At 73.2% G+C, this 19,815-nt stretch carries 23 protein-coding genes; 13 read left to right on the forward strand and 10 right to left on the reverse strand.

All coding sequences use genetic code 11. The features are described 5' to 3' along the window. The first annotated feature begins 16 nt into the window (after positions 1–16). Both hppD and LPA27_RS00150 read left to right on the forward strand, forming a co-directional pair. On the forward strand, positions 17–1,246 hold the full coding sequence (gene hppD, locus LPA27_RS00145) for a 4-hydroxyphenylpyruvate dioxygenase (protein WP_056863647.1): 1,230 nt from the start codon (positions 17–19) through the stop codon (positions 1,244–1,246). A 130-nt stretch (positions 1,247–1,376) separates the two neighbouring features. Continuing rightward, positions 1,377–2,045, forward strand: coding sequence for a hypothetical protein (locus LPA27_RS00150; protein ID WP_228941075.1), 669 nt, complete (start codon positions 1,377–1,379; stop codon positions 2,043–2,045). 106 nt (positions 2,046–2,151) lie between these two features. Here LPA27_RS00150 and LPA27_RS00155 read toward each other — a convergent pair whose 3' ends face one another. From LPA27_RS00155 to LPA27_RS00175, 5 genes are all read right to left on the reverse strand, one after another. After that, positions 2,152–3,360: an MFS transporter gene (locus LPA27_RS00155; protein WP_082502737.1), complete on the reverse strand. Its 1,209-nt coding sequence runs from the start codon at positions 3,358–3,360 to the stop codon at positions 2,152–2,154. Positions 3,361–3,398: 38 nt separating this feature from the next. After that, positions 3,399–3,872, reverse strand: coding sequence for a MarR family winged helix-turn-helix transcriptional regulator (locus LPA27_RS00160; RefSeq protein WP_056864533.1), 474 nt, complete (start codon positions 3,870–3,872; stop codon positions 3,399–3,401). Positions 3,873–4,006: 134 nt separating this feature from the next. Further along, entirely contained in the window at positions 4,007–4,759 is a 753-nt protein-coding gene (locus LPA27_RS00165; RefSeq protein ID WP_056903546.1) for an amino acid ABC transporter ATP-binding protein, read from the reverse strand. Continuing rightward, positions 4,759–5,553 carry an amino acid ABC transporter permease gene (locus LPA27_RS00170; protein ID WP_056903547.1) on the reverse strand — a complete coding sequence of 265 codons (795 nt, stop codon included), beginning with the start codon at positions 5,551–5,553 and terminating at the stop codon, positions 4,759–4,761. The genes LPA27_RS00165 and LPA27_RS00170 overlap by 1 nt, the downstream gene beginning before the upstream one ends. Positions 5,554–5,594: 41 nt before the next feature. Continuing rightward, entirely contained in the window at positions 5,595–6,398 is an 804-nt protein-coding gene (locus LPA27_RS00175) for a basic amino acid ABC transporter substrate-binding protein (protein ID WP_056863652.1), read from the reverse strand. Between the two features lie 72 nt (positions 6,399–6,470). On the opposite strand from LPA27_RS00175, the gene LPA27_RS00180 reads away from it, so the two are divergent. Together LPA27_RS00180 and LPA27_RS00185 are read left to right on the forward strand one after the other, a co-directional pair. Then, positions 6,471–7,004, forward strand: a complete 534-nt coding sequence (locus tag LPA27_RS00180) for a DUF1697 domain-containing protein (protein WP_416383220.1) — start codon at positions 6,471–6,473, stop codon at positions 7,002–7,004. 129 nt (positions 7,005–7,133) lie between these two features. Next, positions 7,134–8,993 (forward strand): bifunctional metallophosphatase/5'-nucleotidase, encoded by a 1,860-nt coding sequence (locus LPA27_RS00185; RefSeq protein ID WP_228941077.1) that lies wholly within the window; start codon positions 7,134–7,136, stop codon positions 8,991–8,993. 39 nt (positions 8,994–9,032) lie between these two features. Here LPA27_RS00185 and LPA27_RS00190 read toward each other — a convergent pair whose 3' ends face one another. From LPA27_RS00190 to LPA27_RS00200, 3 genes are read right to left on the reverse strand one after another with little or no spacing between them, the layout of a single operon-like run. Beyond that, positions 9,033–9,821, reverse strand: coding sequence for an enoyl-CoA hydratase-related protein (locus LPA27_RS00190; protein ID WP_228941078.1), 789 nt, complete (start codon positions 9,819–9,821; stop codon positions 9,033–9,035). Further along, complete coding sequence (locus LPA27_RS00195) at positions 9,814–10,368, reverse strand: isochorismatase family protein (protein ID WP_228941079.1); 555 nt, start codon at positions 10,366–10,368, stop codon at positions 9,814–9,816. The genes LPA27_RS00190 and LPA27_RS00195 overlap by 8 nt, the downstream gene beginning before the upstream one ends. Before the next feature lie 9 nt (positions 10,369–10,377). Continuing rightward, complete coding sequence (locus tag LPA27_RS00200; protein WP_267477166.1) at positions 10,378–11,682, reverse strand: nicotinate phosphoribosyltransferase; 1,305 nt, start codon at positions 11,680–11,682, stop codon at positions 10,378–10,380. Between the two features lie 34 nt (positions 11,683–11,716). On the opposite strand from LPA27_RS00200, the gene clpS reads away from it, so the two are divergent. The 9 genes from clpS to LPA27_RS00245 are packed head-to-tail and all read left to right on the forward strand — an operon-like array spanning position 11,717 to position 17,835. Beyond that, positions 11,717–12,013 (forward strand): ATP-dependent Clp protease adapter ClpS, encoded by a 297-nt coding sequence (clpS, locus tag LPA27_RS00205; RefSeq protein ID WP_082502739.1) that lies wholly within the window; start codon positions 11,717–11,719, stop codon positions 12,011–12,013. After that, positions 12,010–12,594, forward strand: a complete 585-nt coding sequence (locus LPA27_RS00210) for a DUF2017 domain-containing protein (protein WP_056863657.1) — start codon at positions 12,010–12,012, stop codon at positions 12,592–12,594. Before clpS ends, LPA27_RS00210 begins: the two co-directional genes overlap by 4 nt. 7 nt (positions 12,595–12,601) lie before the next feature. Further along, on the forward strand, positions 12,602–13,861 hold the full coding sequence (locus LPA27_RS00215) for a hypothetical protein (protein ID WP_228941080.1): 1,260 nt from the start codon (positions 12,602–12,604) through the stop codon (positions 13,859–13,861). Between the two features lie 22 nt (positions 13,862–13,883). After that, positions 13,884–14,333 carry a Mov34/MPN/PAD-1 family protein gene (locus tag LPA27_RS00220; protein ID WP_228941081.1) on the forward strand — a complete coding sequence of 150 codons (450 nt, stop codon included), beginning with the start codon at positions 13,884–13,886 and terminating at the stop codon, positions 14,331–14,333. A gap of 44 nt (positions 14,334–14,377) precedes the next feature. Then, positions 14,378–14,650 carry a MoaD/ThiS family protein gene (locus LPA27_RS00225; RefSeq protein ID WP_056863660.1) on the forward strand — a complete coding sequence of 91 codons (273 nt, stop codon included), beginning with the start codon at positions 14,378–14,380 and terminating at the stop codon, positions 14,648–14,650. 19 nt (positions 14,651–14,669) lie between these two features. Beyond that, positions 14,670–15,224 carry an NYN domain-containing protein gene (locus tag LPA27_RS00230; RefSeq protein ID WP_056863661.1) on the forward strand — a complete coding sequence of 185 codons (555 nt, stop codon included), beginning with the start codon at positions 14,670–14,672 and terminating at the stop codon, positions 15,222–15,224. Between the two features lie 22 nt (positions 15,225–15,246). Then, positions 15,247–16,194 carry a PLP-dependent cysteine synthase family protein gene (locus LPA27_RS00235; protein ID WP_056863662.1) on the forward strand — a complete coding sequence of 316 codons (948 nt, stop codon included), beginning with the start codon at positions 15,247–15,249 and terminating at the stop codon, positions 16,192–16,194. A 49-nt stretch (positions 16,195–16,243) separates the two neighbouring features. After that, positions 16,244–17,062 (forward strand): glutamate racemase, encoded by an 819-nt coding sequence (gene murI / locus LPA27_RS00240; RefSeq protein ID WP_156697833.1) that lies wholly within the window; start codon positions 16,244–16,246, stop codon positions 17,060–17,062. 5 nt (positions 17,063–17,067) lie between these two features. After that, a complete protein-coding gene (locus LPA27_RS00245) occupies positions 17,068–17,835 on the forward strand; it encodes an MBL fold metallo-hydrolase (RefSeq protein WP_056864536.1) in 768 nt (255 codons plus the stop codon). 18 nt (positions 17,836–17,853) lie between these two features. Here the strand turns inward: LPA27_RS00245 and LPA27_RS00250 are convergent, their stop codons facing one another. After that, positions 17,854–18,531 (reverse strand): response regulator, encoded by a 678-nt coding sequence (locus LPA27_RS00250; RefSeq protein ID WP_267477167.1) that lies wholly within the window; start codon positions 18,529–18,531, stop codon positions 17,854–17,856. Continuing rightward, on the reverse strand, positions 18,519–19,691 hold the full coding sequence (locus LPA27_RS00255) for a sensor histidine kinase (RefSeq protein WP_056863665.1): 1,173 nt from the start codon (positions 19,689–19,691) through the stop codon (positions 18,519–18,521). Before LPA27_RS00255 ends, LPA27_RS00250 begins: the two co-directional genes overlap by 13 nt. Positions 19,692–19,815: the final 124 nt, after the last annotated feature.

The raw sequence follows: 19,815 nt of genomic DNA on the forward strand, positions 1-19,815 counted from the left end.
TCACCATCCTGAGGCCATGACCGCCACCCCCGAGACCACGACCGCTGCGCACCGTGCCCTCACCCCCGAGGAGCTGCGTGCCGACCTCACCCTCGAGCAGCTCCAGCAGCTGGTGGGCCTGGTCGAGCACGACCCGAGCCGCGACCCCTTCCCGGTCAACGCCCTCGACGCCGTGGGGTTCGTGGTCGGCAACGCCACCATGGCCGCCGGGTGGTACCAGCTGGCGATGGGCATGGAGCTGGTCGCCTACCGCGGCCCCGAGACCGGCCACCGCGAGGCGGTCTCCTTCGTGCTGCGCTCGGGCAGCGCGCGCTTCGTGCTCACCGGTGCCGTCGACCCCGCCAGCCCGCTGGCCGACCACCACCGCCGCCACGGCGACGGCGTGGTCGACCTGGCCCTGGAGGTGCCCGACGTGGACCGCTGCGTCGCGCACGCCCGCTCCTGCGGGGCCACGGTGCTGGTGGAGCCCCACGACGAGAGCGACGAGCACGGCACCGTGCGGACCGCAGCGATCGCGACGTACGGCGAGACGCGCCACACCCTCGTCGACCGCAGCCGCTACGACGGCCCCTACCTGCCCGGCTACGTGGCCCGCACGGGCACGGTGGAGCGGCGCGCCGGCGACCCGGCCCGCCTCTTCCAGGCCGTCGACCACTGCGTGGGCAACGTCGAGCTCGGCCGGATGGACGAGTGGGTCGACTTCTACCACCGGGTCATGGGCTTCACCGACATGGCGGAGTTCGTCGGCGACGACATCGCCACCGACTACTCCGCGCTGATGAGCAAGGTCGTGGCGAGCGGGAACCACCGCGTGAAGTTCCCGCTCAACGAGCCGGCCGTGGCCAAGAAGCGCTCGCAGATCGACGAGTACCTCGACTTCTACGCCGGCCCGGGCTGCCAGCACCTCGCGCTGGCCACCGGCGACATCCTGCGCAGCGTCGACGTCATGCGCGCCCGCGGTGTGCAGTTCCTCGCCACCCCCGACTCCTACTACGACGACCCCGAGCTGCGCGCGCGCATCGGCGAGGTGCGGGTGCCGATCGAGGAGCTGAAGGCGCGCGGCATCCTCGTCGACCGCGACGAGGACGGCTACCTGCTCCAGATCTTCACCCAGCCCGTCGGCGACCGCCCCACGGTGTTCTTCGAGCTCATCGAGCGCCACGGGTCGCTGGGCTTCGGGAAGGGCAACTTCAAGGCGCTCTTCGAGGCCATCGAGCGCGAGCAGGACCGCCGCGGCAACCTCTGAGCGCGCCCGACGACGACCGCGCGGGGCCCGTGGTGGACCAGACCGCGGCGGGGCGGGACCAATCCGGGTGAGCCAGGTCACCGAACCGCCTGACGTCAGCTCCTCCCTCCGCGCCTCCCTAGGACGCTCCATGCCGCTCCTCGCCCCCTCGCGCCGCCGCGTCGCCGCGCTCGCAGGCCTCGCCCTGCTCACCCTGCCCCTGGCCGCCTGCGGCGACGACGACGGTGGCGGCGCCGGCAGCGCCCCCGCGGCGGTCGCCTCGATCGACGCGCTGCGGGGCAAGACGACCGCGGTCAAGCTCGACAAGGGCTTCACCGACGCGCTGTCCTCCCTCGGCGTGACGCCCGGCGTGGTCGGCACGGCCAAGCTGGTCAAGGGATCGCTGGTCTTCCCCATCACCGGCGGCAACGTGACGGTCTTCGAGCCCGGCGAGGTCTCGCCCTACGTGATCGGCCAGGTCCAGCACGAGGGCTCCGGGCTGACCCTCAGCGCCGGTGGCACCACGGTGCGGCTGTCGAACCTCAACGTCGACCCGGGCGTCTCGCGCGTCTACGGCGACGTCGCGGTCAACGGGCGGACCGCGGTGAGCAGCGCCTTCCTCTTCCAGCTCGACGGACGCACCCTCAACCCGCTCAAGACCACCGACTCCACCGCGACGCTGCAGGGCACGAAGGTGCTCGTCTCGCCGGTGGCGGCCAAGCTGCTCAACTCCACCTACGGCCTGAGCGGGAAGAAGGCCATCCCCGGCAACTTCCTGGTCGGTGTCGCCACGATCACGGTGGCCCTGCCCCGGGGCTGAGCCACCGCCGGACCCGCTGGACGGCCTTCCGTGGGGGAGCAGGCGCCCGGAGCCCTCGGGCTCCGGGCGCTGCTTCGTCCAGACGTCGTGGGGTCAGGACCCCGGGTCAGTCGACGTCGCCCACCAGGACGGCCTCGGCCTCCGCGCGGCTGCCCACCTCGGCGTGCGGCGTGCGCCCCGCGACCACGTGGCGCCCGGCCGCCAGCACGACCACACCGACCAGCACCGCGGCGGCGCCGAAGACGAAGGGCGCGTGCTCGTCGACGCTCTCGCCGAGCTTGAGCGCCACGAACGGGCCCACGGCGCCGCCGCAGAAGCGCAGGAACGAGTACGCCGCCGACGCGACGGGCCGCTCCACCGGGGCCGCGCCCATGACCGCCTCGGTGATGAGGGTGTTGTTGATGCCGATGAAGGCGCCCGAGGCGACGATGCCCGCGACGACCACCGGCACGTGGGTGGTGAAGACGGCCATCATGGCCAGGTCGAGCGCGAAGAGCGCCAGCATGGCGATGATCGCGGGCACGGTGCCGATCGCACGCTGCACGAGCGGGGCCACGAAGACCGAGGTGAAGGCCAGCAGCAGGCCCCAGGCGAAGAAGATCCAGCCGATCTCGAGGATGCCGGCCTCCGGCAGGGCGAAGGGGCCCGCGGCCAGGATGGTGAAGAAGCCGATGTTGTAGAAGATCGCGGTGACGCCGAGCAGCAGCAGGGGGCGGTGGCGCAGCGCGCGGAAGGGGTCGGCCAGCGAGGTGCGGCGTCCGGTCGGGGGCGTGGCCGGCAGCAGCACGGCCGTCGCGACCAGGGCCAGGAGCATGAGCACCGAGACGCCGAAGAACGGCGCGCGCCACGACTGCTCGCCGAGCAGCCCGCCCACGAGGGGGCCGGAGGCGATCCCGATGCCCAGGGCGGCCTCGAAGAGGATGATCGCCTGCGCGGTCGAGCCGGCCGCGGCCGAGACGATCGTGGAGAGCGCGGTGGCCACGAAGAGGGCGTTGCCCAGGCCCCAGCCCGCGCGGAAGCCGACGATCTGGCCCACGGTGTCGGAGGCTCCGGCGAGGCCGGCGAAGACGATGATGAGGGCGAGGCCCGCGAGCAGCGTGCGCTTGGGTCCGATACGGCTGCTGACCACGCCGGTGACCAGCATCGCCACGCCCATGATCGCCATGTAGCTGGTGAACATCAGCGAGACCTGGCTCGGCGTCGCCTGCAGCTGGGCGGCGATGTCCTTGAGGATCGGGTCGACCAGGCCGATGCCCATGAAGGCGATGACGCAGGCGAAGGCCACGGCCCAGACGGCCCGGGGCTGACGCAGCATGGAGGTCCCCTGCGCTGGTGCGTGCGAGGTGGTCACGTTCAGATTCCCTTCTCGGTGTCGAGGAGGTCGCGCAGGACGGCGACGGCCGTGGCGAGGTCCTCGGTGGTGTGAGGGCCGGCGGCGACGCGCTCGGCCACGACGGAGGCGTTGAGGTCGCGGGTGCGGCGCAGCTCCTGGCGGCCGGCCTCGGACAGGGCCACCAGGGTGGACCGGCCGTCGTCGGGGGAGGGCTGCTTGCCGACCCAGCCGCGCTCGACGAGCTGGCTCACGGCGTTGGACATCGTGGGCTGCGAGCAGCGGTCGAGGGCGGCGAGGGCGCTGACGCCCGTGGCGCCGTGCTCGTCGAGCAGCGAGAGCACCCGGATCCCCGCGGGGAAGGGGTGCTGGCGGCGCACGGCGCGCACCAGGCGAGCGGCGTGGACGACGAGGTCGTTGCTCAGCGCGCGCAGCTCGTCGTTCTCCCGCTCGCGTGTCCCGGTGCCGGGGGCTGGTGCAGCGGTCTCGTCGTCCACGTCCTCCACTGTTGCATAGGAAGGCTATGCAATCCAGCAGACGTGTGCCGGCTCACGTACGCCGAACGGCGCCGACCCCCCGCGGGGGACCGGCGCCGTCCGGCGTACGTGGTGCGGTGCGGTGGCTGCCGGGCTCAGAGCACCTTGGAGAGGAACGACTGCGTGCGCTCGTGCTGGGGGTCGCCGAGCACGGCGACGGGGTCGCCCTCCTCGACGATCACGCCGCCGTCCATGAAGACCAGCTTGTCGCCGACCTCGCGGGCGAAGCCCATCTCGTGGGTCACGACCATCATGGTCATGCCCTCGGAGGCGAGGTCCTTCATGACGCCCAGGACGTCGCCGACCAGCTCGGGGTCGAGCGCGGAGGTCGGCTCGTCGAAGAGCATCATGTCAGGGTCCATCGACAGCGCCCGCGCGATGGCGATGCGCTGCTGCTGACCGCCGGAGAGGTGCGCGGGGTAGGCGTCCTCGCGCTCGGCCAGCCCCACCTTGGCCAGGTTGCGGCGGGCGCACTCGACCGCCTCGTCCTTGCCGCGCCCCTTCACCTTCTGCTGGGCGACGGTGAGGTTCTTCAGCACGGTCATGTGCGGGAAGAGGTTGAACTGCTGGAAGACCATGCCGATGCGGCTGCGCACCGCGTCGACGTCGACGTCGGGGTCGGTGATCTCGGTGTCCTCGATGAAGATCCTGCCCGAGGTGGGCGTCTCCAGCAGGTTGACGCAGCGCAGGAGCGTCGACTTGCCCGAGCCCGAGGGCCCGATGACGCAGACGACCTGGCCGTTGCCGACGTGGAAGTCGATGCCCTGGAGCACCTCGTTGTCGCCGAAGTACTTGTGCAGCTGCAGGACGTCGATCGCCGCCCCGGACTCACGGGTGCGCTCGGTCATCAGCGGGCCCTCTCGGATCGGGCTTCCATGCGTCGCACGACGATGGACAGCGGGACGGTGATGATCAGGTAGCACAGGGCCGCCAGGAAGAGCGGCGTCAGGTTGGACTCGTCGTTGAGGCCCTCCCGACCGAACTTGGTGAGCTCGTAGCCCGACACGCTGAGCCCGAGCACGTAGACCAGCGAGGAGTCCTTGGTGAGCAGGATCAGCTCGTTGGTCAGCGGCGGCAGGATGATGCGGAAGGCCTGCGGCACGATGATCGTGACCATGGCGCGCGAGTGCGACATGCCCAGCGACCGCGCGGCCTCCATCTGTCCCTTGGGCACCGCCTGGATGCCGGCGCGGATGGTCTCGGCCATGTAGGCCGCGCCCACCAGGCCCAGCGCGACGGTCACCGTGCCGAAGGTGCCGCCGGGCACCGTGCGCCCGGGGAAGGCCAGCGGCAGGCCGTAGTAGAACGCGATGAAGACGATCAGGGCCGGCACCCCGCGGAAGAACTCCACCACGATGGTGGCGATCCACCGGTAGGGCGCGACCGACGACAGCCGCATGAGCGCCAGCACCAGGCCCAGTGCGAGACCGAAGACGAACGCGCCGATGGTGTAGAGGATCGTGTTCTTCAGCGCGATCGTGAGGACGTCGGGGAACTGCTGCCTGACCAGCTCGGTGCGGAAGAAGGAGTCCTGGAGCTCGCCCCAGTCGGCCACCAGCGCCAGGGCGACGAGCGCCACGACGAGGATGGCGTACTGCACCATCCGGCTGACCTGCGCTCGCTTACGGGGGGACATCGCCATCGGTCAGGCTCCTGGGGTCGGTGGTGCGGGTGCGGGCCACATCAGCTCTGCGGAGCCTGACCGAACCACTTCTCGTAGATCTCGTCGTAGGAGCCGTCCTCGCGGGAGTCGGCGATGACGGTGTTGATGGTCTCCAGCAGCTCGTCGTTGCCGCCCTTCTGGACCGCGAAGCCGTAGGCCTCGCCGGTGTCGAACTCGGCGGTGACGAAGGAGCCCTCGTTGTTCTTGGCGTAGTCGAGCAGCGGGCCGTTGTCCTGGATCACGGCGTCGACCTGGCCGGTCTTGAGCGCCGTGGTCTGCAGGCCGAGGTCCTCGAAGGACTTGATCTCGACGCCCTCGGGGGCGTTGTCCTCGGCGTAGAGCTCGCCGGTCGTGCCGCTCATGACCGCCAGGGTCATGCCGTCGAGGGCCTCGAGGGAGTCGATCGACTCGTCGGTGGTGAGGAGGGCCTGGGTGGCGTCGAAGTAGGGGTCGGAGAAGTCGATGGCCTCCTCGCGCTCCGGGGTGATCGTCATGCCGGCGGCGGCGACGTCGCACGTGCCGGAGTTGAGGGCCTGGCCCGACTGGATGCCCTCGAAGCCGGTGACCTCGACGCTCATCTCCAGGTCGTTGGCCTCGGCGACCTTGGTCATCATGTCCATGTCGAAGCCGACGACCTCGCCGCCCTGCTTGAACTCGAAGGGCTCGTAGGGCAGCGACGTGCAGACCGTCAGCTCGCCCTCGGAGACGACGTTGGCGCCGCTCTCGGTGGTGGTGGTCTCGGTCGCGCAGGCCGTGGCGGTGAGGCCGAGGGCGCCGGCGAGGGCCAGGGTGGACAGGACGCGCTTGCTGGATCGCGGGGTCATGGGCCGACACGTTAACGATCCAAGGTCACAGGGAGGCAACGGGACCACGGCGAGAGGGCCAGGATGGGACCCGTGACCACCTGGATCGCCTTCCTGCGCGCCATCAACCTCGGCGCCCGGCGCAGGTTCCCGAAGGACGACGTGCTCGCCGCCGTGGCCGCCGGCGGCGGGCGCGACGTGGTCAGCCACCTCGGCACCGGCAACGTGCGGCTGAGCCTCGAGGCCGCCTCGCGCCACGAGGTCGAGACGGCGCTCGAGGAGGCCTTCCTGGCCGACCGGGGCTTCGAGGTGCCCACGGTCGTCCTCTCGGTCGAGGAGCTGCGCGCCGTGGTCGCCGACGCCGACCGGATCGGCGCCGGGCACGCGGGGGTCCACACGGTGTCGCTGCTCAAGGCCGATCCCGACCCCGAGGCCGTGCGCCGCGTGGAGGCGTCGGGGCGCGCGGGGGAGTCCGCCCACGTGACCGGCCGGGCGGTGCACCTGCTGCTGCCCGTGGACGTGCACACCGCACGGCTGGGCAACGACGTCGTCGAGCGCCACCTCGGTGTCGCCACCAACCGCAACGTGCGCGTGCTGCGCACGGTGCGCGAGCGGTGGTGCGGCTGAGGCGGGGACGGCCGGGTGTCGGTCGGGTGACGACTCGGTCGCAGGGCTCGACCGGTGTCGGTGCGCTCGGGTAGAACCGTCCCGCGCGGTCATCCCGCCGCGCGCCCACGTCTCGGGAGGACCCCCTCGATGTCGCACGCCCTGCCCGCCTCGCGCCGCACCGTCCTGACCGGTGCCGCCGCCCTCGCCGCCGCCGGCTACGTCGCCACCCCGGCCGACGCCGCCCCCGGCCTCGCCGCCAAGCCGCGCGGCGACGACCACGTCCGTCTCACCGTGCTCGGCACGACCGACCTGCACGGCAACGTCCTCAACTGGGACTACTTCAAGGACGCGGAGTTCACCAACGCCGCGGGCGACGACATCGGGCTGGCCAAGGCCCGCACCCTCATCGAGGCGGTGCGCGAGAAGCGGCGCGGCCAGGGTCCCGTGATCACCCTCGACGCCGGCGACACCCTGCAGGGCACGCCGCTGGCCTACTACTTCGCGCGCATCGAGAAGATCTCGAGCGACGTGGTCCACCCGATGGCCGCGGCGATGAACCTCGTCGGCTACGACGCCGCCGCCCTGGGCAACCACGAGTTCAACTACGGCATCGACACGCTGCGCACCTTCGAGAGCCAGCTCGACTTCCCGCTGCTGGGGGCCAACGTCGTCGACCCGGCCACCCAGCGCCCGGTCTTCGCGCCCTACGTCATCAAGACCGTCGCCACCGGCACCGGTCGCCGCCTCCGCGTCGGCATCCTCGGCCTCACCAACCCCGGCGTCGCGATCTGGGACAAGGCCAACGTGGAGGGGCGCATGGAGTTCCCCGGCCTGGTCGAGCAGGCCAGGAAGTTCGTGCCCGAGATGCGGCGCAAGGGCTGCGACGTCGTGATCGTCTCGGCCCACTCCGGCGCCGACACGTCCTCCTCCTACGGCGACGCGCTGCCCTACCCGGAGAACGCCTCCTCGCTGCTGGCCCAGCAGGTGCCCGGCATCGACGCGATCCTCGTCGGCCACGCCCACAAGGAGATCGCCCAGCGCTACGTCGAGAACGAGCGCACCGGCCAGCAGGTGCTGCTGTGCGAGCCGCTCTACTGGGGCATGCGGGTCGCGGTGATGGACCTCGAGCTGCGGCTGGTGCGCGACCGCGACGGTCGCGCCAAGCGGTGGAAGCTGCTCGGGGCCCGGTCGCAGACACTGAACTCCAACACCGTCGACGCCGACGAGGAGGTCGTGGCGGCCGTGGCCGAGGCCCACCAGACCGTGCGCGACTACGTCAACTCCGTCATCGGCACCTCGGTGGAGCGGCTGCCCGCGGCGCGCGGCGTCGTCGAGGACGTGCCGATCATCGACTTCGTCCAGTACGTCCAGGCCGACGCGGTCAAGCGGGGGCTCACCGGCGCCGACGCGGCGCTGCCGGTGCTCTCGATCGCCGCGCCCTTCAGCCGCTCGGCGGTCTTCCCGGCCGGCGAGATCACCGTGCGCGACGTCGCCGGGCTCTACGTCTTCGACAACACGCTGCTCGGGGTGCGGATCACCGGGGCCCAGCTGCGCGAGTACCTCGAGTTCTCCGCCCGCTACTTCAAGCAGCTGACCCCCGGCGACACCACCGCGAGCATCGCCGAGCTGACCAACGCCGTCACCGCGACGGCGCCGGGCGGCACCCCCGACTACAACGTCGACTCCGTGTTCGGCCTCGACCAGCCGCTGACCTACGACATCGACGTCGCCGCGGCGCCGGGCTCGCGCATCCGCGACCTCGCCCACGGCGGGGTCCCCGTCGCCGACGCCCAGGAGTTCGTGCTCGCGGTCAACAACTACCGCCAGTCCGGGGGCGGCGGCTTCCCCGCCGTCTCCACCGCGCCCGTCGTCGTCAACGGCCAGCAGGAGATCCGCCAGCTGCTCATCGACTGGGTGATCGCCAACGAGACGATCGACCCCGCCCTCTTCGCCTCCGTCGACTGGCGCCTGGTCTCCGGCGACCAGCCGGTGACCATCACCGACTGAGCCGGGCCACCCCGCAGCTCGCGCGCCCCGCCTCCCGCGTCACTCGCCGCGGAAGGCGGGGCGACGCTTCTCGGTGAAGGCGCGCATGCCCTCGGCGGCGTCGGCGGTGCGCATCAGGGTCGACTGGCCCAGGCGCTCGCGCTCGAGGGCGGCGTCGAGCTCGGTGAGGGTGGCGGCGTTGACCGCCTTCTTGGTCGCGGCCATCGCCAGCGGCGGGCCGGCGGCCAGTCGTGCGGCGAGGGCGTCGACGAGAGCGGGGAACTCCTCGGCCGGGGCGAGGTGGCTGACCAGCCCGGCGTCGGAGGCCTCCTGGGCGCTGAGGGGGTCGGCGAGCAGGGCCATCCGCATGGCCCGGGCCCGTCCGACGGAGGCGGCGACGGAGGCCGAGGTGCCGCCGTCGGGCATGAAGCCGATGCGGGCGAAGGCCAGCAGGAAGGAGGCCTGCGAGGAGGCGACGACCAGGTCGGCGGCCAGGGCGAGGGAGCAGCCGACGCCGGCGGCCACGCCGTTGACCGCGGCGAGCACTGGCTTGTCGAGGCCGACGACGGCGCGCACGAGACGGTTGGCGCGATCCATGGAGGTGATGTCGAAGCCCGCGATCGGGTCCTCGCCGGCGAGCTCGGCGCCGGTGGAGAACGCCGCCCCCGCGCCCGTGACGACCACGACGCGCACGTCGTCGCGGGCCGTGGCCCCCTCGATCTCGGCGGTGAGCGCCTCGACCAGGGCGGGGGAGAGGGCGTTGTAGACGCGGGGCCGGTTCATGGTCAGCCGCAGCACCCCGTCGGCGAGGTCGACGAGCAGGTCCTGCTCGGAGGTCTGCTCAGGCAACCTCGACACCGGCCTCGCGCAGGGCCGCGAGCGCGGCCTCGGTGGTGGCGGGGGCGACCCCGACGACCAGGTCGGTGAGCACGCGGGTGGCGAAGCCCTCGGCCACCGCGTCGAGGGCGGTGGCGCGCACGCAGTGGTCGGTGGCGATCCCGCACAGGTCGACGCGGTCCACCCCGCGCTCGCGCAGCCAGTCGGCCAGCGAGGCGCCGGTCGCGGAGCGGCCCTCGAAGCCGGAGTAGGCCGCGACGTGCTCGCCCTTGCGGAAGAGCTCCTCGAGCGGGGCCGGGTCGAGGTCGGGGTGGAGCTCGACACCGGCCGTGCCGACCTCGCAGTGCACCGGCCAGGAGTCGACGTAGTCGGGGTCGCTGGACCAGTGGGCGCCGGGGTCGACGTGGTGGTCCTGCGTGGCCACGACGTGGTCGTAGCCGTGGTCGCCGCGCAGCAGCGCGGTCACGTCGGCCGCGACCCGCGCGCCGCCGGCCACGGCCAGCGAGCCGCCCTCGCAGAAGTCGTTCTGGACGTCGACGACGATCAGTGCACGCGTCATGGTGCGAGCCTAGGCGCTGGCGGCGGTGTCCTGGACCAGGGTCGGGATCACGGCCTCGCCGCGGGTCATCGACTGCGCGGCCTCCGGCAGCTCGGCCCGCGAGCGCTCGTGCCGCTGGCGGGCGGCCTCGAGCGGCTCGCGGCCCACCACCTCGCCGTCGCGCACCAGCGGCACGAGCAGCGCGCGGTCGTCGCCGTCGTCGGTGGGCGGCGCGCCGATGCCGACGACCTCGGCCTCGGCCACGCCGCCCGGCGTACGACGACGCAGCGCCCACTTGCGACCGCCCACCGAGGCCTTGTCGGGGGAGCGCTTGGCCACCGGCTCCAGCTCGCCCGACGCGCCCTCGCGGGCCACCAACTTGTAGACGAAGCCGCAGGTGGGGTGACCGCTGCCGGTGACCAGCTGCGTGCCGACGCCGTAGCCGTCGACGGGGGCGGAGGCCAGCGAGGCGATGGCGTACTCGTCGAGGTCGGAGGTCACCACGATGCGGGTGTCGTGGGCGCCGAGGTCGTCGAGCTGCGCGCGCACCCGGTGGGCCAGCACGCCCAGGTCGCCGGAGTCGAGGCGCACCGCGCCGAGCCCCGGGCCGGCGACCTCGACCCCGAGGCGCACGGCCTCGGCCACGTCGTAGGTGTCGACGAGCAGGGTGGTGCCGACGCCGAGGGAGTCGACCTGGGCGCGGAAGGCGTCGCGCTCGGAGTCGTGCAGCAGCGTGAAGCTGTGGGCGCTGGTGCCGGTGGAGGGCACGCCGTAGCGCTGGCGGGCGGCGAGGTTGGAGGTGGCGGCGAAGCCGGCGACGTGGGCGGCTCGGGCCGCGGCGACCGCTGCCTCCTCGTGGGTGCGGCGCGAGCCCATCTCGATGCAGGGCCGGCCCCGGGCGGCCAGCGTCATCCGCGAGGCGGCGGAGGCGATCGCGGAGTCGTGGTTGTAGATCGACAGCAGCAGCGTCTCGAGCAGCACCGCCTCGGCGAAGGAGGCCTCCACCACCATCAGGGGGGAGTGGGGGAGGTAGACCTCGCCCTCGGCGTAGCCCCAGGCGTCGCCGGTGAAGCGGTAGCCGGCCAGCCAGGCCCGCGTCGGCTCGTCGACGACGCCGTCGAGGGCGCCCAGCACGTCGTCGTCGAAGCGGAAGTCCTCGAGCGCGTCGAGGGCCCGCCCGACGCCGGCGACGACGCCGTAGCGCCGGCCCTCGGGGAGGCGTCGCGGGAAGAGCTCGAAGACCGCCCGCCGGTGCGCCGTGCCCGAGGCGAGGGCCGCCTGGAGCATGGTCAGCTCGTAGTGGTCGGTCATCAGCGCCGTCGAGGAGCGGGTCACGGGGGCCAGCGTAGGCGTGTGCGAGCATGGAGACGTGTCCGCGCCCAGCCCTGTCGAGGTCGAGCCGACCCTCACCCCCGACGAGATGGTCCTCCCCGCGACCCCGTGGGTGACGATCGTGTGGAACGACCCGGTCAACCTCATGTCCTACGTCTCCTACGTGTTCCAGAAGCACTTCGGCTACTCGAGGAAGAAGGCCGAGAAGCTGATGATGGAGGTGCACGAGGACGGCAAGTCGGCGGTCTCCTCGGGCAGCCGCGAGGAGATGGAGCGCGACGTGCAGGCCATGCACGAGTACGGCCTGTGGGCCACGATGGAGAAGCAGGAATGAGCGGCTTCGCCCGCCACCGCCGCAGCCGCCGCGTCATCGCCACCTTCACCGGCTTCGAGGCCGACCTGCTGCGCTCCCTGGCCTCCCAGCTCGTGGAGCTGCTGCGCAACGAGGCCGCGGTGCCCCGCGAGGACCAGGACCCCTTCGAGGCGATGATGGACTTCTCCGGCCCGGAGACCGAGCCCGAGGACCCGGTGCTGGCGCGGCTCTTCCCCACCGCCTACCGCGAGGACCCCGAGGCGGCCGCGGAGTTCCGCCGGTTCACCGAGGGCGGCCTGCGCGACGGCAAGGCGGCCGCCGCGGTCGCGATCATCGACGGTCTCGAGGAGGCCGGGCTGCCGCCCGAGCTCAGCGAGGACGGCCTGATGATCGACGTCGAGCTCGACGAGCCGACCGCCGAGACCTGGATGCGCTCCTTCACCGACCTGCGCCTGGCCCTGGCCACCCGGCTGGGGATCGAGGACGACGACGAGGACTACTGGGCCTCGCTGCCCGACGACGACCCGCGCTCGCAGGCCCACGACATCTACGACTGGGTCGGCTACCTGCAGGAGACCCTCGTCGGGGCGCTGTCGCGGTGACCCGACGGTGAGGTCCCGCACGCGGCCCGGGTCGGGCGTCGCCGCCGGGCTGGTCGTGCTGGCCGTGCTGGCCACCGGGTGCTCCGGGGTCGAGGAGGTCGCGTCGACCGCGCAGCCCACGTCGCCCGCCGTCGCCGAGGCCGTCGCCGCGCCCACCGTGGTCGTCGGCGAGCCGCAGTGGACCACCCTCGACTCCAGCCTGGGGGCGGCCGTGCCGGCCGGGGTGGGGGAGCGCTCGATCCTGGTGCGCGGCGACGCCGCCGACGGGTCGGGCCCCGCGCTGCAGGTCGTGGACCGAGCCACCGGGGAGACCCGCTGGGAGCGCACCGGCGCGCAGCCGCTGGTGGTGGGTGACGGGGCCGACCGCGTCGCCCTCGACCTCGACCTCTCCGACGCCCGCCTCGGCCGCGACGCCGGCCTCCCCGTGATCGTGCCGTACGCCGAGGGGCGCCGACGCGGTCTCGTGGCGCTGTCGCAGGGCGACGGGTCCTACCGGTGGCGCTGGTCGCCGCCGGCCGGGCTGGCGGCGCGCACCGCCGGCGTCGGGTCGGACGTCGTCGTGGTGCGGGTGGCGCCGCCCGGGCGCGTCGACGACCCGACCGGCCGCCCCGACGACGTGAGCACCCTCGGCCTCGACCTGGGCACCGGCGAGGTGCGCTGGCGGGTCGACGGCGTGGCCGGCGCCGCGGCCACCGGCGGCGTGGTCGTGGCCTCGGTGCCCTCGACCGCGTCCGGCGCCCAGACGGTCGTGCTGCTCGACGACGCGACGGGGGAGGAGACCTGGCGCTCCCCGCAGCCGGGCTACTTCGCCGGCGGCACCGACGACGTCTACGCCCTCACCGTGCCCGGCCGGGCCGGCGCCGTGCTCGTCGACGCCGCGACCGAGCGCGTGGAGCAGCTCCAGACCGGTGTCGCCGCGGGCTCCGGGGTCGGCGGCGACGCGCTGCTGGCCTGGGTGGAGGCCGACCACGAGAGCGGGGCGGTCGAGCTGGCCACGCTGGCCTCCGGCGAGGACCGGCCGGTGACCGCGCCCCTGCCCGCGACGGTGCTGACCGACGCCTCGCCGCGGGTGCTGGGCACCACCCGCGGCCACGTGGCCGTGCAGGGCGCCGACGGCGTCTGGCTGCTCGACCGGGCCGGGCGCATCGCCGGCGAGCAGGTGCCGGGCCGCCTCGACCGGGTCCTGGCCGACGGGCTGGTGCTGGTGACCGGCACCGTCGACGGTGCCCCGGCGTACGAGGTGCTGGGCCTGGAGGCCGGGCCCTGACCCGGGGCCCTAGGCTGGGCGCGTGCTGACCATCGACCGGGCGACCTACGACGCCATCGTGGCCCACGCCAAGCGCGACCACCCCGACGAGGCGTGCGGCGTCGTCGCCGGCCCCGAGGGCAGCGACCGCCCCGAGCGGCTGGTCGAGATGGTCAACGCCGCGGGGAGCCCGACGTTCTACGAGTTCGACTCCACCGACCTCTTCCAGCTCTACAAGGAGATGGACGCGCGCGACGAGGAGCCGGTGGTCGTCTACCACTCCCACACCGCGACCGAGGCCTACCCCAGCCGCACCGACGTGGGCCTGGCCAGCGAGCCGAACGCCCACTACGTGCTGGTCAGCACCCGGGACTGCTTCACCGACGACGGGAATAACGACGGTCCCGTGGAGTTCAGGTCCTACAGGATCGTCGACGGCGAGGTGACCGAGGAAGAGGTCGCGGTCGTCGACACCCTGCCCAGCACCACCTAGCCCGACCCGCTGCACCGCACCCCACCACCGAGGAGTCACCACCCATGGCCATCGAGGTCCGCATCCCGACCATCCTGCGCACCTACACCGGCGGCGAGAAGGCCGTCCACGGTGAGGGAGCCAGCCTGACCGCGCTGATCGACGACCTCGAGGCCCACCACCCCGGCATCAAGGACCGCCTCATCGACGACGGCGACCTGCGCCGCTTCGTCAACGTCTACATCAACGACGAGGACGTCCGCTTCATCGGCGGCCTCGAGGCGCCCCTCAGCGACGGCGACCAGGTCGTCGTGCTGCCGGCCGTCGCCGGCGGCTGACGCGCGGAGCGTGGAGCCGATGACCGAGCGTCGCACCTACGTCCTCGTCGACGGCGAGAACATCGACGCCACGCTCGGCAACTCCCTCCTGGGGCGTCGGCCCACGCCCGAGGAGCGGCCGCGCTGGGAGCGCGTGACCGCCTTCGCCGAGGAGCAGTGGGGCCAGCCGGTCACCGGCCTGTTCTTCCTCAACGCCAGCAACGGCCACCTGCCGGCCAGCTTCGTGCAGGCCCTGCTGGCCCTCGACTACCGCCCGGTGCCGCTGGCCGGCCGCGCCGACGAGAAGGTCGTCGACATCGGCATCCAGCGCACGCTGGACGCGCTGCTCTCGCGCGACGCCGACGTGATGCTGGTCAGCCACGACAGCGACTTCGCGCCCCACGTCCAGCGGCTGCTCACCGGCCACCGCCGCGTCGGGCTCATGGCGCTGCGGGAGTACACCTCCACCCACCTCAGCGCCCTCGACGTCGAGCTCTACGACCTCGAGGACGACGTGGCCGCCTTCAACGTCCCCCTGCCCCGGGTCCGCATCATCGACCTGGACGCCTTCGACCCCGAGACCTTCCTGCGGTAGCCGCCGCGGGCCTGGAGCCACCATGCGCTACGACAACCTGCTCGCCTCCGTCGGCGGCACCCCGCTCGTCGGGCTGCCGCGGCTCTCGCCGAGCGCCGACGTCCGGCTGTGGGCCAAGCTCGAGGACCGCAACCCCACCGGCTCGGTCAAGGACCGCCCGGCGCTGAAGATGATCGAGGAGGCGGAGAAGGACGGCACGCTGCGCCCCGGCTGCACCATCCTCGAGCCGACCTCGGGCAACACCGGCATCTCGCTGGCCATGGCGGCCAAGCTCAAGGGCTACCGCATCGTGTGCGTGATGCCGGAGAACACCTCCGAGGAGCGCCGCCAGCTGCTGCGCATGTGGGGCGCGGAGATCATCTCCTCCCCGGCCGCCGGCGGCTCCAACGAGGCCGTGCGGGTGGCCAAGCGCGTCGCCGAGGAGCACCCCGACTGGGTCATGCTCTACCAGTACGGCAACGCCGCCAACGCCCTCGCCCACGAGGAGGGCACCGGCCCCGAGCTGCTGGCCGACCTGCCCTCGATCACCCACTTCGTGGCCGGGCTGGGCACCACCGGCACGCTCATGGGCACCAGCCGCTTCTTCCGCCGCGCCAAGCCCGACGTGCGCATCGTCGCCGCGGAGCCCCGCTACGGCGAGCTGGTCTACGGCCTGCGCAACCTCGACGAGGGCTTCGTGCCCGAGCTCTACGACGCCGACCTCATCGACTCCCGCTTCTCGGTGGGCCCGCGCGACGCCGTGCGCCGGGTGCGCGAGCTGCTCGAGCTCGAGGGCATCTTCGCCGGCATCTCCACCGGCGCGATCCTCCACGCCGCGCTGGGTCAGGCCGCCAAGGCGGTCAAGGCCGGCGAGAGCGCCGACATCGCCTTCATCGTCTGCGACGGCGGCTGGAAGTACCTCTCCACCGGCGCCTACGAGGGCACGATCGACGAGGCCGAGGACAAGCTCGAGGGCCAGCTCTGGGCCTAGGGCGAGCCGGGTCGTGCGATGCGTGCGCGCAGGACATAACCTTCACGACGTGCCGCCCCTCGCCCCCGACCCGGACGCCCCCGTCGGGATCTTCGACTCCGGGTTCGGCGGGCTGACCGTGGCCCGCTCGGTCATCGACCAGCTGCCCCACGAGTCGGTGCTCTACGTCGGCGACACCGCACGCCAGCCCTACGGCCCCAAGCCCATCGGCGAGGTGCGCGAGTACGCCCTGGAGTGCCTCGACCACCTCGTGGCCCAGGGCGTCAAGGCGCTCGTCATCGCCTGCAACTCCGCCAGCGCCGCGATGCTGCGCGACGCGCGCGAGCGCTACGACGTGCCGGTGGTCGAGGTCATCCTGCCCGCCACCCGCCGCGCCGTCGCCGCCAGCCGCACCGGCCGCATCGGGGTGATCTGCACCCGCGCGACCGCGGAGTCCCAGGCCTACGACGACGCCTTCGCCGCCGCGCCCCACGTCGAGCTCACCACCCGGGCCTGCCCGCGCTTCGTCGACTTCGTCGAGGCCGGGGTCACCGGGGGCGAGGAGCTGCTGGCGGTGGCCCACGAGTACCTCGACCCGCTCACCTCCGCCGGCGTCGACACCCTCATCCTCGGCTGCACCCACTACCCCCTGCTCACCGGCGTCATCTCCTACGTCATGGGCGACCAGGTCACCCTCGTCAGCAGCGCCGAGGAGTGCGGCAAGGACGTCTACAAGATGCTGCTGCGCACCGGCCTGGCCCGCGCCGGCGGGGAGCCCTCCCACCGATTCCTCACCACCGGCTCGCCCACGGAGTTCGAGACGATCGGGCGGCGCTTCCTGGGCCCGGAGATGCACGCCGCCAGCCAGTTCGCCGGAGGGCTGGCGTGAGCGCGATGCGGCTCACCGTCGTGGGGTGCTCGGGCTCCTACCCCGGCCCCGACTCGCCGGCCAGCTGCTACCTGCTCGAGGCCGAGCACGACGACGGCACCGGCGCGCGCACCTGGCGCGTGCTGCTGGACCTCGGCAGCGGTGCGCTCGGGGCCCTGCACCGCTACGCCGACCCGCTCGCCGTCGACGCGGTGCTGCTCAGCCACCTGCACGCCGACCACTGCCTGGACCTGTCGGGCTACTACGTGATGCGCAAGTACCACCCCACCGGCCCCCAGCCGCGGATCCCCGTGTGGGGTCCCTCCGACACCGCCGACCGGATGGCCCGGGCCTACGACCTGCCCGTCGACCCCGGCATGCACGAGGAGTTCGACTTCCGCACCTGGGAGCCGGTCGTGCAGGTGGGCCCCTTCACGGTGCGCGCGGTGCCGGTGGACCACCCGGTCGAGGCCTTCGGCCTGCGGGTCAGCGTGCCCGGCGCCACCCTGGCCTACAGCGGCGACACCGGCCCCTGCGCGGGGCTCGACGAGATCAGTGTCGACGCCGACCTGCTGCTGGCCGAGGCGTCATTCCGCTCCTGCGACGACAACCCCGCCTCGCTGCACCTCACCGGCACCGACTGCGGCGAGGTGGCCACGCGCAGCCGCGCCCGCCGCCTCGTGCTCACCCACGTGCCGCCGTGGTTCGACCCCGCCGACATGCTCGCCGAGGCCGTCGCGGTCTACGAGGGGCCCGTGGAGCTGGCGGCCGCGGGCACGACGTACGAGATCTGAGGCGGGACCGCGCCGGTCCTAGAGCAGGCCGGCGTCGTGCACGCAGATGGCGATCTGCACCCGGTTGGTGGCGCCGAGCTTGTCGAAGAGCCGCGAGACGTGGGCCTTGACCGTCGGCACCGACAGGTGGAGGGCCGCCGCGATCTCGGCGTTGCTGTGACCCCGGCCCACGCACAGCGCCACCTCGAGCTCGCGCTCGGTGAGGGCGCCCAGGCGGCGCGAGGCCGCGGCCGCCCGGTCGTCGGGCGCCTGCTCGCGCAGCCGGTCGATGAGCGTGCGGGTCACCGACGGGGAGAGCATCGGGTCGCCGGCCGCGACGCGGCGTACGGCGGCGACGATCTGCGCCGGCGGGGTGTCCTTGAGCAGGAAGCCGTCGGCGCCGGCGCCCAGCGCCCCCACGACGTGCTCGTCGGCGTCGAAGGTGGTGAGCACGATGACCCGCGGCGGGTGGGGGGCGCGGTGCAGCTCGCGCGTGGCGTCGAGGCCGTTGAGGCGCGGCATGCGGATGTCCATGAGCACGACGTCGGGGGAGAGGTCGGCCACGCGGGCCAGCGCCTCGCGGCCGTCGACGGCCTCGCCGACGACCTCGAGGTCGTCCTGGCCGCCCAGCATCAGCACCAGCGCCGAGCGCACCAGGGGGTCGTCGTCGACCACCAGCACCCGCACCACGGCGGCGTCGCGGGTCAGGCCGCCCACGGCAGCCACCCCCGCAGCACGAAGGCGTCGGCGTCGCGGCGGTGCTCCAGGCGCCCACCGCGCAGCGCGGCCCGCTCCGAGAGCCCGACCAGGCCCAGGCCCGCCCCGGGCGGCGCGGCCGCGGCGGCGAAGCCGAGGCGGTTGCGCAGCTCCACGGCGATCCCGTCGTCGGGCGAGCCGCTGAGGCTGATCAGCAGCGTCGCGCCGGGGGCGTGCTTGCGGGCGTTGGTGATGCCCTCCTGCACGATGCGGTAGAGCGCCCGGCCGAGCGCGTCGGGCACCCCGCCGGCCCCGTCGGCGGCGCGCACGTCGTCGGCGTACTCCACGCGCAGGCCGGCCGCCTCGGCGTCGGCCACCAGGGCGCGCAGGTCGGCGTAGGTGGGCTGGGGGGCGTCGAGGGCGTTGCCCTCGTCGTCGCGCAGCACGCCCAGCACGGTCCGCAGGTCGGTGAGGGCCTGGTGGGCCGTGGTCTGGATGACCTCGGCGCTGGCGCGCATGTCGGCGGCGGTGAGGTCGTCGCGGTAGGTCAGGGCGCCGGCGTGCAGCGAGATCTGCGAGATCCGGTGGGCCAGCACGTCGTGCATCTCGCGGGCGATGCGCGAGCGCTCCTGGCCGCGGGCCTGGCCCACGCGCAGCTCCTGCTCGGCCTCGGCGCGCTCGGCGCGGTGGCGCAGGGTCCACAGCAGCTCGCGGCGCGAGCCGATGTACATGCCCCAGCCCATGCTGGCCGCGACGGCGATGACCGTGGCGGTCAGCGAGATCCAGAACGGGTCGTCGACCACCGAGGGCTCGAGCTCGGTGTAGAGCATCGAGGCCACCACGGCGACCAGCGAGGTCGCGACGATCGGCAGCAGCCGCCGACGGGTGGCCATCGAGACCGCGGCGAGGGTGGCCGGTCCGGCGGCCACGCCGGAGACCAGCGTCATCGCGTTGGTCGCCACCGCGACCGTCACCGGCCACCGCCGGCGCCCCAGGACCACGACGTAGGACGCCAGGCCGACGCCCAGGTCGAGCCAGAACAGCACTGGCATCACGTCGAGCTGCTCGGGGGCGAACTGGGGCCACACGACCGCGCTGATGACCGCGCACAGCAGCAGCCGCCACCCGTGGCGCCACCACGACAACGGCGGCTGGTAGTCCTCCGGGGTCGGTCGCTGCACGACCCCAGGCTAGGGCGTCCCGGCCCCGCCGGGCAGCGCCCCGGGTCGTGCCGACCCCCTACTTTGGTCACCCCGCCGCAGCCCGGGGTCCGGTGTGCGCCCGCGGGGGAGCGGGCAGGGTGGT

Origin of the sequence: Nocardioides sp. Leaf374 (assembly GCF_916862475.1) — a bacterium.
Taxonomy (GTDB): domain Bacteria; phylum Actinomycetota; class Actinomycetes; order Propionibacteriales; family Nocardioidaceae; genus Nocardioides; species Nocardioides kribbensis.

Excerpts from the sequence above, each read along its gene's own strand:
- LPA27_RS00170 (WP_056903547.1), bottom strand. The coding sequence starts at position 5,553 with ATGGCGATGTCCCCCCGTAAGCGAGCGCAGGTCAGCCGGATGGTGCAG.
- LPA27_RS00195 (WP_228941079.1), bottom strand. The coding sequence starts at position 10,368 with ATGACGCGTGCACTGATCGTCGTCGACGTCCAGAACGACTTCTGCGAG.
- LPA27_RS00155 (WP_082502737.1), bottom strand. The coding sequence starts at position 3,360 with ATGCTGCGTCAGCCCCGGGCCGTCTGGGCCGTGGCCTTCGCCTGCGTC.
- LPA27_RS00175 (WP_056863652.1), bottom strand. The coding sequence starts at position 6,398 with ATGACCCCGCGATCCAGCAAGCGCGTCCTGTCCACCCTGGCCCTCGCC.
- hppD (WP_056863647.1), top strand. The coding sequence starts at position 17 with ATGACCGCCACCCCCGAGACCACGACCGCTGCGCACCGTGCCCTCACC.
- LPA27_RS00185 (WP_228941077.1), top strand. The coding sequence starts at position 7,134 with ATGTCGCACGCCCTGCCCGCCTCGCGCCGCACCGTCCTGACCGGTGCC.
- LPA27_RS00150 (WP_228941075.1), top strand. The coding sequence starts at position 1,377 with ATGCCGCTCCTCGCCCCCTCGCGCCGCCGCGTCGCCGCGCTCGCAGGC.
- LPA27_RS00165 (WP_056903546.1), bottom strand. The coding sequence starts at position 4,759 with ATGACCGAGCGCACCCGTGAGTCCGGGGCGGCGATCGACGTCCTGCAG.
- LPA27_RS00245 (WP_056864536.1), top strand. The coding sequence starts at position 17,068 with ATGCGGCTCACCGTCGTGGGGTGCTCGGGCTCCTACCCCGGCCCCGAC.
- LPA27_RS00230 (WP_056863661.1), top strand. The coding sequence starts at position 14,670 with ATGACCGAGCGTCGCACCTACGTCCTCGTCGACGGCGAGAACATCGAC.
- LPA27_RS00225 (WP_056863660.1), top strand. The coding sequence starts at position 14,378 with ATGGCCATCGAGGTCCGCATCCCGACCATCCTGCGCACCTACACCGGC.
- LPA27_RS00235 (WP_056863662.1), top strand. The coding sequence starts at position 15,247 with ATGCGCTACGACAACCTGCTCGCCTCCGTCGGCGGCACCCCGCTCGTC.
- LPA27_RS00210 (WP_056863657.1), top strand. The coding sequence starts at position 12,010 with ATGAGCGGCTTCGCCCGCCACCGCCGCAGCCGCCGCGTCATCGCCACC.